This window comes from Escherichia sp. B1147, from assembly GCF_001660175.1.
Taxonomy (GTDB): domain Bacteria; phylum Pseudomonadota; class Gammaproteobacteria; order Enterobacterales; family Enterobacteriaceae; genus Escherichia; species Escherichia whittamii.
Genome location: NZ_LFHY01000015.1, coordinates 402,527 through 415,384, shown reverse-complemented (window position 1 = coordinate 415,384; position 12,858 = coordinate 402,527). Strand labels below are relative to the sequence as shown.

Here is a 12,858-nt window from a genome sequence, read left to right as displayed (position 1 = left end):
CTCCCAGTGCGTAATTAATACAGTCGGCGATAAAGCTGCAGGGTATCCGTCAAGGTCACAGGCCGAGGATTGCCCCCAGTACAGATGTCAGCCAGAGCAGCAGTCGCTAAAGCCATTGCATCCTCTTCTTTCATCCCAATGTCACGTAAGCGTGATGGTATCCCGATATCCTGATTAAGCCTTCGAACTGCGTCCACCGCCTCGCTACGCGCTTCGGATAACGGCATGGTATACGCTTGCGGTATATCAAACGCTGCCGCAATACTGCGATATTTTCCCTCGGTAAACGCCGCATTCCATGATATGCGGGAGCAGAACAGCATTCGCCAGGCCGTGAGGCGTACCGTAAAATGCACTTAATGGATGCGCCATGCCGTGCACCAGCCCCAAACCAACATTTGAAAATCCCATCCCGGCAATATATTGCCCCAGCGCCATATCTTCACTTGCCTGGACATCTCCTGCCACGGAAGCCCTCAGCGCAGCGGCGATGAGCTCAATCGCTTGTAAATGGAACATATCAGTTAATGTCCACGCCCCGAGAGTAATGTAACCTTCAATTGCATGCGTGAGGGCATCAATCCCGGTCGCCGCTTTTAATGATGGAGGCATAGAAGACATCATGCCTGCATCAATAATTGGAACCACCGGCACGGAATGTGGATCGTAACAAACAAATTTACGCCTATTTTCTACATCCGTGATGACATAGTTAATGGTCACTTCTGCCGCTGTGCCTGCTGTAGTTGGTACTGCAATGGTCGGTATGGCTGGGTTATCTGTAGCTGCAGCGCCTTCCAGTGAACGCACATCGGTGAAGCCAGGATTAGCAATAATGATTCCGATTGCTTTAGCCGTATCTATTGAAGATCCGCCCCCTACCGCAATCAAATAATCTGCATCGCTGCACTCAAAAGCGCTGACGCCAGCCTGTACATTATCAATTGTTGGGTTAGCTTCAACACCATCAAATACTGTGTAAGCCAGATTATTTTTTTCTAATAAGCGGGTTATTTTTTCGCTTACGCCGCATCTAACAATCTGTGAATCAGTTACAACAAATGCTTTAGATAATTTTCGTGTTTGCACTTCATCTATAATATGTTTTACCGCCCCATTACCAAAATAGGCAATAGGATTAAATACGTTTCTATTTATCACAATAGCTTCCTTATTAAACGGATATTGTGTTATCAATGCATTAATAAGCTTTTTTCTTAATCATGCCCAAACCCTATTGCAAATAACCTTTTCAATTCCGCAATTGCTTGCTTTTCATCAACACCATCACAAATCAATTCGATTTGAGTGTTAGCTTTAATTCCTGCCGTCAATAAGGCCATGGCACTATATGGCTTTATTGCTTTCCCCTTATAATTTAAAGTTATGACACAGTGAAATTGTTTGACGGCTTTAGCCAGCACACTTGCTGGTCGGGCATGAAGCCCTGTTTTGTTTGTCACCCTCACTATTTCCTTAATCATAAACCACCTTATCTCCTTGTGATTAATAATGGATTATCTAATCACCTGTGGGTACGACCAGCGTGCAAGATCCTCGCCGCTAAATACTTTCGGTTCCTGCAACCCATTGACGAGTAGCATGTGATAATAAATTTCAGCCAGTTCTTCCAGATAAGCTGATTTTAAAACAGCATCATAAGATGACACATCAACGGTCATCGCGCCATGACGCCCCAATAAAATGGCGTCAGATTGTTGCAGGGGCTCAATAATACTTAATGCCAGTTCTTGAGTCCCTGGTAGTGCAAATGGTGCAACGGGTACAATCCCTTGCTGTAGATTCAAAATTGCACATTCATAAATAACCGCCGGAATACTTTTTTCCAGTGCCGCGAAAATAGAAGCAAAGCGCGAATGCGTATGACAAATAGCGTGGATGTCCGGCCGTGTCCGGTAAGCCTGTAAGTGCATCATACATTCACTGGTGGGCCGAAGCCCGGAAAGGTTTTCGACAATATCACCCTGTGGAGAAAGTACAACAATATCCCGAACGGTTAATTCATTTTTATCAACAGTGGTCGGTGTAACACAAATAAGTCCTGTTTCTGGGTCGCGGACACTAGTATTCCCGGCTTTGTGTTTACACATTCCCCATAGTTGGGTTGTTTTTGCCATTTCTACAACTTGCTGCTTTAATATTTCTAACATAATAATGCTCCTTCTGTTGATTACGAATAGTACTGTAACGCACGTACGATCTCTTCTTTATCTACCGCGTCACGGATGGATTTTGCACCATTGCACTCTTCAAGGTAATTATTTAACTGTGATAAAGCTTTCAAATGACCTTGCGTATTATGGGTTGCGCAGGTAATGATAATGTCTGCATATATATAATCATTTATCAGCACCGGATGCGGCAACCGACACAATGAAAAACCAATTTTATTTACGCCTTCATCAACTCCGGCATGAGCAATTACCACACCTTCCCCTAACATAATATAGGGTCGCTCGTTCATTATTTTATTTATAATCGCAGATATATAACATGGCTCGATTACTTTATTTTTCAGTAATGGCGACGCGGCCAGATGGATCACTTCTTGCCATGTCTCCGGGATATCCATCTCAAGAGTGATAAAATCTTTCTGCAACAAACTGGCCAAAGAGGGTAAAGGATGGGATGTCACTAAATTACTAACGGGTCTTGAATGGCTATAGAGGTAATCTTCCAGAGCAGTCCGAAGATCCTTTCGTTGTTGGATAGAGCCATACCGTTCAACAATTGCCAGGACATTCTCAACCTGCACAGAGTCATTATCCTGATACCCCAATAACGAAAGAGTCTGACAGCGCAGCGTATTTTTTTGTCCATTATCAAAAGGTAAATTAATTAGTAGTAAAGGACGATGAGTAGAAAAAAGACTGGTGCTAAAAATAACATCATGCTCTTTGGTATATTTTTCATACTCACGAAATGACAAGGTATCCTGAAAGTAGATTTCTGGCAGCAGTGATTGTAACGTTAAGAAAATCCATGTAGAAACAGTGGCATTACCTGAACTCACCACAACTCCAGACTTTTTCACTTTAACCTTGTACAGCAATCCCTCACGTGTTAACCATCCCCCCAATATGACTGTCAATGAGGCAACTTCCTCTTCCGGTAGTGCTTGCTGCAGCAAACTCTCCAGCGGGCTAATGGAACGAATGACAAGCTGATGAAGATAGTTAAACTCCTGAGCAATTAATTCATAAACCCCAGAATCATAAGTGAAGTTATAAATAATGCGATAATAAGCTGGCTTCCAGTGTTGATAAATTTTGTTAATCAACTCATCTTTGTCACGAAAGGCAATGCAACATAATTTTTCAAAGTTATTGACAACAGCCACTATCCCTTCTAACAACAATGGTTCCAGATTAAAATAACGATCTGAAATTGTCTGGATATTTGCACTACGGATTATTGCTGTCAAAAATAATTGTTCAGAAACTTGATTAATACCCGCCTTATTTAAAATATCACCAATAATTAAAAATTCACGTGTCCGACAGACTTCATGAATATGTTCTGGCAAAACATGGAGAATTTTTCCAGCACTAATTCTTAGAGCAACCAGACTCATGTATAAAGTAAGTTGCTGGACTTTCTCATCAGTCAGAAATATTTTGAATTCTCGCTCAATTAAGGTCAGCGCATCAGCAAACACTTTCCGGTGCTGTTCAATATTTTTAGTTGTCTCCACAGTGAAGTCCTCAAAAAATGGACTAGACAGGCAATAAGTCACGACTTCCAGTAATAGATATCTTTTTTGGATTTCACTGCCTTCAATAAAATAACCTTGCCTCCTTTCGTAAACGACCTGAACATCATAGCGATCAGTTATTGAATTAACTTTCTTAATATCATTAAGAATAGTATTCTGGCTTACATGCAATGTTTGAGTGAAGTGAAAAAGTTTGATTTTCTCGCTACGGCACAATAGTAAAAACAATATAATATAATGTCTTTCTTTTTCACTATAGACATAACGCTCGTTAAGCTGATATTCAACATCGCTGTAAAAAAGTGATAATACATTCGAATCAACACTGAAGCCACCGTGGCGCTGGCGAGAAACAGGCAAAAGTTCTTTCGTCGCCAGATAGTCATTTAGTTTATGTAATGTATAACTGAGTTGTTTTCTGGTTAATTCAAATTTCTTACACAACTCTCCACTGGTAATAAGAGGTTCACGTACTATGGCATTCAGCACAGCATAAATACGGTTATCAATCATAGTAGTAACCTCTTTATTATAAGCATTGCGAGTCAGGATTTTCACTCTACACGTTTTGAGTCCTGTGATAGCTCTCGACAATAAAAGTAAAAACAAATACTCCAGATTATCGCCATCACTAATGGAACAAAATTTCCTTGCATAAATTGAAATAGATGAGAAAACGAATAGGTAAATACAGGCGCATCAATACTGCTATTGGAAATAAGTTCACCGGGGGGAATACTTATTGCTTTGGTCGCATTCCCTAACTCAGTAATTATTGGTGCAAACTCAGTACCTACAAATAAAAAGAACGGAATACCAATAAAACTAAGAATGACCATGCGCAAAGTGTTACCCTGCGTTAACAGATAAGCCGGAACCACTAACACTATATTGATAATGCCAGCAAAAGGCAGGATTTTATTACCCGGTAAAACTATAGCCCAAAACAAGGTGAGAGGAATCGCAACAATGATAACGAACCAAATTTCACTAGCACCGCCAAGAAATGGCCAGTCAATACCGACAAAAAGCTTACGCCCTGAAAATCGCTTATTCATGTAATCGCTAATAGCTTCAGAGAGTGGCGATAATGCCTGCATAAAAAACTTAGAAATGACAGGAAATAGATGTAACGCCGTAGCCGCCTGTATTCCCAACATCAGTGTTTTTGCTACATCGTAACCCGCGACTATGCCAAACAGTATCCCAAGGATAAATCCAATAACATGGTTTTCAGCAAAGATCCCAACTTTCTTACGTAGAGCTGCAGCATCCATCGGTTTATTCAGTAAAGAAATTTTACGTAGCAGTACATCAAAAGGATAGTAAATGGCACCAAGAAACATCATCCTGTGAGTACAGGTAATTCCCGGGATCCCTGTCATTTTTTCAATGCGATACTGGTGCAGGTCACCAGACTTCAGTTCGAGGATTATTTGCAAAGAGGAAATAATAAATGCCATCACCAATGCCCATGTTGAGCCAAATAATGGTGTTACCGAACCCACAACAATAAATGCGGTAAATATTTTTCCCCAGACATTCCATAAATCGGCATTGAAAGTATCGGTTTTTTTCAGTACCAACATCAAAATATTAATACCAATCTGCAATGGAAACATTAAAAAAGCATAAGGCCAGGCCCAGGAGATATTTGCCATAGTGGTCCAGCCACCATCAATGATGCTAAGTTCAATTCCTGTTCGCTTCATCATTGCTTCAGCAGCAACGCCAATTGCCCCAACCATAAAGCCAATGAGCATACTCATGCCCACAAAAGCCACACCAAGTGTTATTGCTGCTGAACTGGCTTCTTTAAAACGCATTTTCACACATAGCCCAGCCAACAACATGATAAATGGTACAAAAACCGGCGCGCCCAGGTTCAGGATGTAATTAATAATTTGCGCAAGAAAATCCATAATATTGATTCCTTGTAGATGGGATTATTATCTATTGGCAAAGATTAATAATTTTTTGTAATTCTTGTTCCATACCTATCCCTGTTAGAAATGCAATGCCATTTATAACAGGTACAGGGTACTCTTTATCTATTTTTGTAATCGCCACATAAGCCACCGAGTCACGCAGATGGCTATCCAGTGATTTTAGATCGACTACCTCAATTCTAATATCTTCAAAGCCTTTTTCTTTTAACAGGCGTCCTACTTTACTTGCTACTGTTTGAGACGTTGCAACGCCACTGCCACAGGCCACGACAATCTTTTTCATGATGATTCCTTATAGTTTAATTAAATATACTTATTAAGGTAATTAGTAGCATCATGGCTACTTTGGGTTTCGCTTAACCAATAAGCATGATTTTCAGTTGAAAATAATGTGATCAGATTTTGCAGAAAATCAATATGACTGGAAGTATCTACCAGACCTAACAATATAATAAACTTTACTTTTATTTTATTTTCGTCTGCGCCCATTTCATTCCAGCACATCTCATCGGCAAGTTGATAAAAAGCGATAAATGGTTCTTTTACAAATTCAGTATCAGTATGAGGTATAGCAATTGAAAATGGATTCAGCACCAACCCGGTAGGATATTATCTCTCACGCAAAGCAATGCTATGAGGAAAGTTGCTCGTTACTAAATTCTCAGTCAGAAATTTTTCGCTTGCTTTAAGAAAGAAATCATCAGAATCAGTGAAGTATTGATTCAAAAAAACCAACTCCTCGGTAAACTTTATGATATTTGTCGAACTCTTATTAATTACCTTCATAATAATACCCCACCAGTTCTTAATAACTGGATAATAAAATCACCCCCAAAAATCACAAGATTATTTGATCACAAATTTTCGGCACCGCGTTGTGCATCATTGTGATGAAAGGCGCGATTAAAATCACATATTTACGAATATGAAATTTCAGCTACATTCATAATGTGAATAATATGCTGGCGAACGAAATATGACTTATAAAATTTTGAATGTGGTTTCTGTACAAAAAGATTAGTTCAGAGCGACACACTTGCATCGCCCTGATTGACATCGTTGATTCTTTAACCTAATTTAGTGAGTAAGGGTAAGGGAGGATTACTCCTCCCCTGAGACTGACTGTTAATAAGCTGGCAAACTTATCAGTAACAGTACAATCAGTATGATGACAAGTCGCATCATAACCCTTCTCCTTTAAGCCCTCGCTTCGGTGAGGGCTTTACCGTTACAGCCCTGTGCTGCCCCGCCATCGTAAATCCTCTTCGAATAAACACAACGTATTGATCTGGCTTTAATTTATTTCTTCGAGCAGGCTCGCAAAGGCGATTACACGGCGGTGCAAATGCAGTAATTAGCGCAGTAAAAGGGATAAAAAACGGGCAAGTCAGTGACCTGCCCGTTGATTGTCAGAGAAGGGGAGTTAGTACAGTAGACGGGCGCGAATAGTACCCGGAATAGCTTTCATGGCCTGTAACGCTTTTTCAGCAACGTCCTCGTCAGCTTCAATATCAATAACTACGTAACCCATCTGGGCAGAAGTTTGCAGATATTGCGCGGCAATGTTGACGCCCTGCTCGGCAAATATTTTGTTCAGCGCAGTCAGCACGCCCGGACGATTTTCGTGAATGTGCATCAGACGGCGACCACCATGTAGCGGCAGCGAGACTTCCGGGAAGTTCACCGCAGAGAGTGTGGAGCCATTGTCAGAGTACTTGATCAATTTACCCGCAACTTCCAGGCCGATATTCTCCTGCGCTTCCTGAGTCGAACCGCCAATATGTGGCGTCAGCAGAACATTGTCGAATTCGCACAGCGGAGAGGTAAACGGATCGCTGTTGGTCGCCGGTTCTGTCGGGAACACGTCAATTGCTGCCCCTGCCAGATGTTTGCTCGCCAGGGCGTCACACAGCGCCGGAATATCGACCACCGTTCCGCGCGAAGCGTTAATCAGCAGCGAGCCGGGCTTCATCAGCGAGATCTCTTTCGCGCCCATCATGTTTTTGGTAGACGCATTCTCTGGCACATGCAGACTTACTACATCGCTCATATTCAGCAGGTCGGAAAGATGTTGCACCTGAGTGGCGTTGCCCAGCGGCAGTTTGTTTTCAATATCATAGAAGTAAACATACATCCCCAGCGATTCCGCCAGAATGCCCAACTGCGTACCAATATGACCATAACCAATAATGCCCAGCTTTTTACCGCGCGCTTCAAAAGAACCTGCGGCCAGTTTGTTCCACACGCCACGGTGCGCTTTGGCGTTGGCTTCCGGTACTCCGCGCAATAGCAGCAGAAGTTCGCCAATCACCAACTCAGCAACGGAACGCGTATTTGAGAACGGGGCATTAAATACCGGGATCCCGCGTTTTGCCGCTGCATTTAAATCGACCTGGTTTGTCCCGATGCAGAAACAGCCAATAGCGACCAGTTTTTCTGCGGCGTTGATCACGTCTTCGGTCAGATGGGTACGGGATCGCAGGCCGATGAAGTGGGCATCGCGGATGGATTCTTTTAATTGTTCATCATCCAACGCGCCTTTGTGAAATTCGATGTTGGTGTAACCTGCTGCACGAAGGCTTTCGAGTGCCTTTTGATGCACGCCTTCTACCAACAGAAACTTAATCTTGTCTTTCTCCAGCGATACCTTTGCCATTTACCCAATCCTGTCTTTGAAATGTTGTGTGCGGATTTGCATCCGCCTTTCAACATATCAAAAAATAATATTGCGGCAATATGAACGTTTGCGTCGCGAAGATGACGAAATATCAGATGACAATGATTATTAGAGCAAAATGCTGGAAATCAGACTTTATTTAGCAAGTTCGGCAACGGTCAGGCAAAAACGTGACACATGTCACCAAATTTAACGAAGAGAATTTTTTTAACGGGGGAGGTTCCCCCGTCAGATCATTTCACAATAGTTTTGACGCCGTCAGGCGTGCCGATCAGCGCAACATCCGCACCACGGTTAGCAAACAGACCAACAGTAACCACGCCAGGAATGGCGTTAATCGCGTTTTCCATCGCTACCGGGTCAAGAATTTCCATTCCATGGACGTCGAGGATAACGTTGCCGTTATCGGTCACAACGCCCTGACGGTATTCAGGGCGGCCACCCAGTTTCACCAGTTGACGAGCTACCGCACTACGCGCCATCGGGATAACTTCTACTGGCAGCGGGAATTTACCCAAAATATCGACCTGCTTGGAGGCGTCCGCGATGCAGATAAATTTTTCTGCGACCGAGGCAATGATTTTTTCACGGGTCAGCGCCGCACCGCCGCCTTTGATCATCTGCATGTGGCCGTTGATTTCATCTGCGCCATCAACGTAGATGCCGAGGCTGTCTACCTCGTTGAGATCAAAAACGTGAATGCCGAGGCTTTTCAGTTTTTCAGTGGATGCATCAGAACTGGAAACCGCCCCCTCAATCTGGCCTTTCATTGTGCCGAGCGCATCAATAAAGTGTGCGGCGGTGGAACCTGTACCTACGCCCACAATGGTACCGGGCTGAACATACTGAAGTGCCGCCCATCCTACTGCTTTTTTCAATTCATCCTGCGTCATGATCGTTTCGCCTGTGGTATGAAATTTCACTCGCATTATATACAAAAAAAGCCAATCAGACCCCGTTGGCAAGTCGCGCGGTTAACTCATCCATAAAATATCGCGCAATGGCGGGCATCCCCTTTCGCCCCGCAAATAAAGCATACAACGGTCTGGGTATGCCGCTCCACGGTGCAAACAGGCGCACCAGCTCCCCGTTCGCAAGCCCCTGTTTACAGGCAAACTGAGGCAATAACGCCACGCCATTCCCGCCAAGCACGGCCTGCAACATGACGCGAAGGTTATTTGACTGCAAACGCGCCTCGGGATGCAGCGTAATTTCCTGTTCGCCATTAATTAACTGCCACTGGCTCCCGCCATTGTTTGCCAGGCGAAGGATCCCGTCGACGTGGTTAAGATCGTCAATGGCCTTCACCTGCGGATGGCGGGCTAGCCACTGCGAACTGGCAACTAAAATATCAGTCTGGGTATGTAATTTTTTATAATGCAGCGTCGAGTCCGCAAGCGCGCCGGAAGCCGTAACCAGCGCGATATCAATGCCTTCAGCGACCATATCCACTGGGCGATTAATTGCCAGCAGTTGCACCTTCGTCAGGGGCCAGCGGGCAATAAACTCACTGACAAACTCACCAAACCATGTTTCAGCCATAAATACCGGTGCGCTGACGCGCAGCATTCCCTGTGGGCTTTCCTGGGCGGCCATCACCACCGCTCTGGCCCGTTCCCCCTGCGCCACCAGCGCCCGACACTCGACGGCAAACTGTTCTCCTGCTGCAGTCAGGGCCAGACGCCGCGTGGTTCGCTGGATCAGCCGCACGCCAAGGCGCTCTTCCAGCGCTGTCATTCGTCGACTTAATACCGATTTCGACACGCCCGCACGCAGCGCTGCCTGGCTGTAACTGCCTTCATCGGCAATCAGGGCAAAGTAGTAGTAATCATTCCAGTCGATCATGATTGTTCTATTTTCACAACAATGAAGTTCAATTTTGTCTATTTAATTACCATATCAACAACAGTTAAACTTCTCTCATCGCAAAAATGAGAGCAACCCCATGAAAATTCTCCATATCGACAGCAGCCCAATGCTTAAACATTCAAGTTCGCGGAAATTAAGCCAGGCGTTGGTTGAAGCGCTTTCCCAACGCTTCCCGCAAGCCTCAATTATTCATCGCGACGTTGGCCTGACACCGCCGCCCCATTTGCGTGAAGAAACCTTTCTGGCGCTTTGCGGTAAAGCAGAGTGCAGGAACACACAAATTCAGCAAGAGGTGAATGATATTCACGCCGCTATTGAAGAGCTGGCATCGTGCGATGTGCTCATTATTGGCGCGCCGATGATTAATCACAGCGTTTCATCCGGCCTCAAAACCTGGATAGATCAGGTCTGTCAGGCTGGTTTAACGTTTCGTTTTACCCCGGCAGGCGCCGTTGGGTTACTGACGGATAAACCCACATTTATTGTCTCGACGCGCGGCGGTATCTATTGCGACGAGGCACATCTGGCACTGGATCATCAGGAAAGCTATCTGCAAACCACGCTGAAATTAATGGGAATTAGCAGCACGTCTATTTTGCGCGCCGAAGGCGTCGACAAAACCCAGCCGGGGCGCGAACTTGCTGAGAGAAATGCATTAGCGCAAATCCCTGATCTCATTACACAAGTATTTAATCATCTTTAATATAAAAGGAGTTATTATGTCTATTAAGCAAAATTTATTTGCTGCGCTGTTTCTTTGCACTCTCACTGGACACGCATTTGCAGCAACCGAGATACAAAAACCGGACAATAACCTTGAACAGCTATCAAAAGTGAGCATGTCTACACACAATAGCAATCCAGCGGGTGTTGAAAGTCAAATCAAAGAAAAGGCGGAAGAGTTACAAGCCAGCAATTATTACATCAGTTCTTTCTCCGGTAAAAATTATATCCACGCCACTGTGATTTTCTATAAATAATCACCCTATTTAACGGGAGCATAGAATTATTCTATGCCCCGCTACCAAAACGAAATCAAAAATGAAAAAGCTAATCTTACAGGTACGTTGATTTGCTTTGTCGCATGCCTTATTTTTTTTCGTCCGTGGCTATTTTTCGTGAAAAGCCAATCACGCCAGTATGGTTCTTACGGCAAAATATGTTCTTTTTTACGGGGACCATTGCATGGTGTTTGATGACGCTGACGATGTGTTTATCGTTGCGTTCATCATGGCTTAACAAGGTGCCGGGCATCGGCATTACCCTCTTTATAGCCCAGCTTGAGTATCTGAGCCAGCATGGTGCGTCCCCTGTTCCTGTAGATCTCTGGTATTGCATCAGCCGAGGCGAGGATGCCTGGTATGTTGATAAACTTACCTCACTTTGTATCCTTGCTGGTGTCACACTGCATCTGCTTGATGCGCATAAAGGTGAGTACCTACAGGTGCAAAATCTGACTGATAAAATAGCAGATAGATGCGATACCCATTTCTGGTTTTGCGGCCCACAGAGTGTTGCCAAAGCGCTCGGCAAAGGATTACGTGAAAATGGTATTGCCAACCAAAATTTCCACTATGACCGCTTTTGTATGCGTTAAATACTCTGTACCCAAAGCAAAATTATGTCATAGTTCGGCATGAGAATATTTGAGGAGCAGGTTAGAGAAATGAAACGCCCGGACTACAGGACATTACAGGCACTGGATGCGGTGATACGTGAACGAGGATTTGAGCGCGCGGCACAAAAGTTGTGCATTACGCAATCAGCCGTCTCACAACGCATTAAGCAGCTGGAAAATATGTTCGGGCAGCCGCTGTTGGTGCGTACTGTTCCCCCACGCCCGACAGAACAAGGGCAAAAATTACTGGCACTGCTTCGCCAGGTCGAGCTGCTGGAAGAAGAGTGGCTGGGCGATGAACAAACGGGTTCCACCCCACTACTGCTCTCGCTGGCAGTCAACGCCGACAGTCTGGCAACCTGGTTGCTTCCGGCACTGGCTCCTGTACTGGCTGATTCGCCCATTCGCCTGAACTTACAGGTGGAAGATGAAACTCGCACCCAGGAACGCCTGCGTCGTGGTGAAGTGGTCGGCGCGGTGAGTATTCAACATCAGGCGCTGCCTAGTTGCCTGGTTGATAAACTTGGCGCGCTCGACTATCTGTTCGTCAGCTCCAAACCGTTTGCCGAGAAATACTTCCCCAACGGAGTAAGCCGCTCTGCGCTGCTCAAAGCACCGGTAGTCGCCTTTGACCATCTTGACGATATGCATCAGGCATTTTTGCAGCAAAACTTCGATCTGCCGCCAGGTAGCGTACCGTGCCATATCGTTAACTCGTCCGAAGCCTTCGTGCAACTCGCTCGTCAGGGTACAACCTGCTGTATGATCCCACACCTGCAAATTGAAAAAGAATTGGCCAGCGGAGAGTTGATTGACCTGACGCCCGGGCTATTCCAACGGCGAATGCTCTACTGGCATCGCTTTGCCCCAGAAAGCCGCATGATGCGTAAAGTCACTGATGCTTTGCTCGACTATGGTCACAAAGTGCTTCGTCAGGATTAATCAATCAGTTAACGTCTGGTAGCACATATCAGGCGTTTTTCTTTTTTCCTTTTTTATTCTTTGAATA

At 44.6% G+C, this 12,858-nt stretch carries 14 protein-coding genes and 1 pseudogene; 4 read left to right on the top strand and 11 right to left on the bottom strand.

Annotation, left to right across the window (positions count from 1 at the left end; translation table 11 throughout):
- Positions 1 to 14: 14 nt before the first annotated feature.
- The 11 genes and pseudogenes from fucO to A9180_RS23405 form a co-directional block, all read right to left on the bottom strand.
- Positions 15 to 1,161, bottom strand: a pseudogene (gene fucO, locus A9180_RS16980) (lactaldehyde reductase).
- Between the two features lie 56 nt (positions 1,162 to 1,217).
- Positions 1,218 to 1,484, bottom strand: coding sequence for an HPr family phosphocarrier protein (locus A9180_RS16975; RefSeq protein ID WP_064529778.1), 267 nt, complete (start codon positions 1,482 to 1,484; stop codon positions 1,218 to 1,220).
- Positions 1,485 to 1,517: 33 nt separating this feature from the next.
- Positions 1,518 to 2,171, bottom strand: a complete 654-nt coding sequence (locus tag A9180_RS16970; RefSeq protein WP_064529777.1) for a class II aldolase/adducin family protein — start codon at positions 2,169 to 2,171, stop codon at positions 1,518 to 1,520.
- 20 nt (positions 2,172 to 2,191) lie between these two features.
- Entirely contained in the window at positions 2,192 to 4,249 is a 2,058-nt protein-coding gene (locus tag A9180_RS16965; RefSeq protein WP_064529873.1) for a BglG family transcription antiterminator, read from the bottom strand.
- Positions 4,250 to 4,290: 41 nt separating this feature from the next.
- Entirely contained in the window at positions 4,291 to 5,658 is a 1,368-nt protein-coding gene (locus A9180_RS16960; RefSeq protein WP_064529776.1) for a PTS galactitol transporter subunit IIC, read from the bottom strand.
- Between the two features lie 31 nt (positions 5,659 to 5,689).
- Positions 5,690 to 5,968 carry a PTS sugar transporter subunit IIB gene (locus tag A9180_RS16955; RefSeq protein ID WP_064529775.1) on the bottom strand — a complete coding sequence of 93 codons (279 nt, stop codon included), beginning with the start codon at positions 5,966 to 5,968 and terminating at the stop codon, positions 5,690 to 5,692.
- A 20-nt stretch (positions 5,969 to 5,988) separates the two neighbouring features.
- The gene (locus A9180_RS24790) at positions 5,989 to 6,279 is read right to left on the bottom strand and encodes a PTS sugar transporter subunit IIA (RefSeq protein ID WP_262364632.1); all 291 of its coding nucleotides are present in this window, start codon (positions 6,277 to 6,279) and stop codon (positions 5,989 to 5,991) included.
- A 531-nt stretch (positions 6,280 to 6,810) separates the two neighbouring features.
- A complete protein-coding gene (locus A9180_RS24355; RefSeq protein ID WP_100635201.1) occupies positions 6,811 to 6,870 on the bottom strand; it encodes a type I toxin-antitoxin system Ibs family toxin in 60 nt (19 codons plus the stop codon).
- 238 nt (positions 6,871 to 7,108) lie between these two features.
- Positions 7,109 to 8,341: a phosphoglycerate dehydrogenase gene (gene serA, locus A9180_RS16945; protein ID WP_064529774.1), complete on the bottom strand. Its 1,233-nt coding sequence runs from the start codon at positions 8,339 to 8,341 to the stop codon at positions 7,109 to 7,111.
- Between the two features lie 254 nt (positions 8,342 to 8,595).
- Complete coding sequence (gene rpiA / locus A9180_RS16940; protein WP_024191163.1) at positions 8,596 to 9,255, bottom strand: ribose-5-phosphate isomerase RpiA; 660 nt, start codon at positions 9,253 to 9,255, stop codon at positions 8,596 to 8,598.
- 55 nt (positions 9,256 to 9,310) lie between these two features.
- Positions 9,311 to 10,207 (bottom strand): LysR family transcriptional regulator, encoded by an 897-nt coding sequence (locus A9180_RS23405; RefSeq protein ID WP_074399611.1) that lies wholly within the window; start codon positions 10,205 to 10,207, stop codon positions 9,311 to 9,313.
- A 100-nt stretch (positions 10,208 to 10,307) separates the two neighbouring features.
- Between A9180_RS23405 and A9180_RS16930 the strand changes: the two genes are divergently transcribed.
- The 4 genes from A9180_RS16930 (at position 10,308) to argP (ending at position 12,791) form a co-directional block, all read left to right on the top strand.
- Complete coding sequence (locus tag A9180_RS16930) at positions 10,308 to 10,934, top strand: FMN-dependent NADH-azoreductase (protein WP_064529773.1); 627 nt, start codon at positions 10,308 to 10,310, stop codon at positions 10,932 to 10,934.
- A gap of 16 nt (positions 10,935 to 10,950) precedes the next feature.
- The gene (locus tag A9180_RS16925; protein ID WP_064529772.1) at positions 10,951 to 11,211 is read left to right on the top strand and encodes a DUF1471 domain-containing protein; all 261 of its coding nucleotides are present in this window, start codon (positions 10,951 to 10,953) and stop codon (positions 11,209 to 11,211) included.
- A gap of 215 nt (positions 11,212 to 11,426) precedes the next feature.
- A complete protein-coding gene (locus tag A9180_RS24020) occupies positions 11,427 to 11,828 on the top strand; it encodes a ferric reductase (RefSeq protein ID WP_262364631.1) in 402 nt (133 codons plus the stop codon).
- Between the two features lie 69 nt (positions 11,829 to 11,897).
- Entirely contained in the window at positions 11,898 to 12,791 is an 894-nt protein-coding gene (gene argP, locus A9180_RS16915; RefSeq protein WP_000828349.1) for a DNA-binding transcriptional regulator ArgP, read from the top strand.
- The last annotated feature ends 67 nt before the right edge of the window (positions 12,792 to 12,858 follow it).

What these genes read in the sequence shown, in the direction of transcription:
- A9180_RS16975 (WP_064529778.1), bottom strand. Translation starts at nt 1,484, where the DNA reads ATGATTAAGGAAATAGTGAGGGTGACAAACAAAACAGGGCTTCATGCC.
- A9180_RS16970 (WP_064529777.1), bottom strand. Translation starts at nt 2,171, where the DNA reads ATGTTAGAAATATTAAAGCAGCAAGTTGTAGAAATGGCAAAAACAACC.
- A9180_RS16965 (WP_064529873.1), bottom strand. Translation starts at nt 4,249, where the DNA reads ATGATTGATAACCGTATTTATGCTGTGCTGAATGCCATAGTACGTGAA.
- A9180_RS16960 (WP_064529776.1), bottom strand. Translation starts at nt 5,658, where the DNA reads ATGGATTTTCTTGCGCAAATTATTAATTACATCCTGAACCTGGGCGCG.
- A9180_RS16955 (WP_064529775.1), bottom strand. Translation starts at nt 5,968, where the DNA reads ATGAAAAAGATTGTCGTGGCCTGTGGCAGTGGCGTTGCAACGTCTCAA.
- serA (WP_064529774.1), bottom strand. Translation starts at nt 8,341, where the DNA reads ATGGCAAAGGTATCGCTGGAGAAAGACAAGATTAAGTTTCTGTTGGTA.
- rpiA (WP_024191163.1), bottom strand. Translation starts at nt 9,255, where the DNA reads ATGACGCAGGATGAATTGAAAAAAGCAGTAGGATGGGCGGCACTTCAG.
- A9180_RS23405 (WP_074399611.1), bottom strand. Translation starts at nt 10,207, where the DNA reads ATGATCGACTGGAATGATTACTACTACTTTGCCCTGATTGCCGATGAA.
- A9180_RS16930 (WP_064529773.1), top strand. Translation starts at nt 10,308, where the DNA reads ATGAAAATTCTCCATATCGACAGCAGCCCAATGCTTAAACATTCAAGT.
- A9180_RS16925 (WP_064529772.1), top strand. Translation starts at nt 10,951, where the DNA reads ATGTCTATTAAGCAAAATTTATTTGCTGCGCTGTTTCTTTGCACTCTC.
- A9180_RS24020 (WP_262364631.1), top strand. Translation starts at nt 11,427, where the DNA reads ATGACGCTGACGATGTGTTTATCGTTGCGTTCATCATGGCTTAACAAG.
- argP (WP_000828349.1), top strand. Translation starts at nt 11,898, where the DNA reads ATGAAACGCCCGGACTACAGGACATTACAGGCACTGGATGCGGTGATA.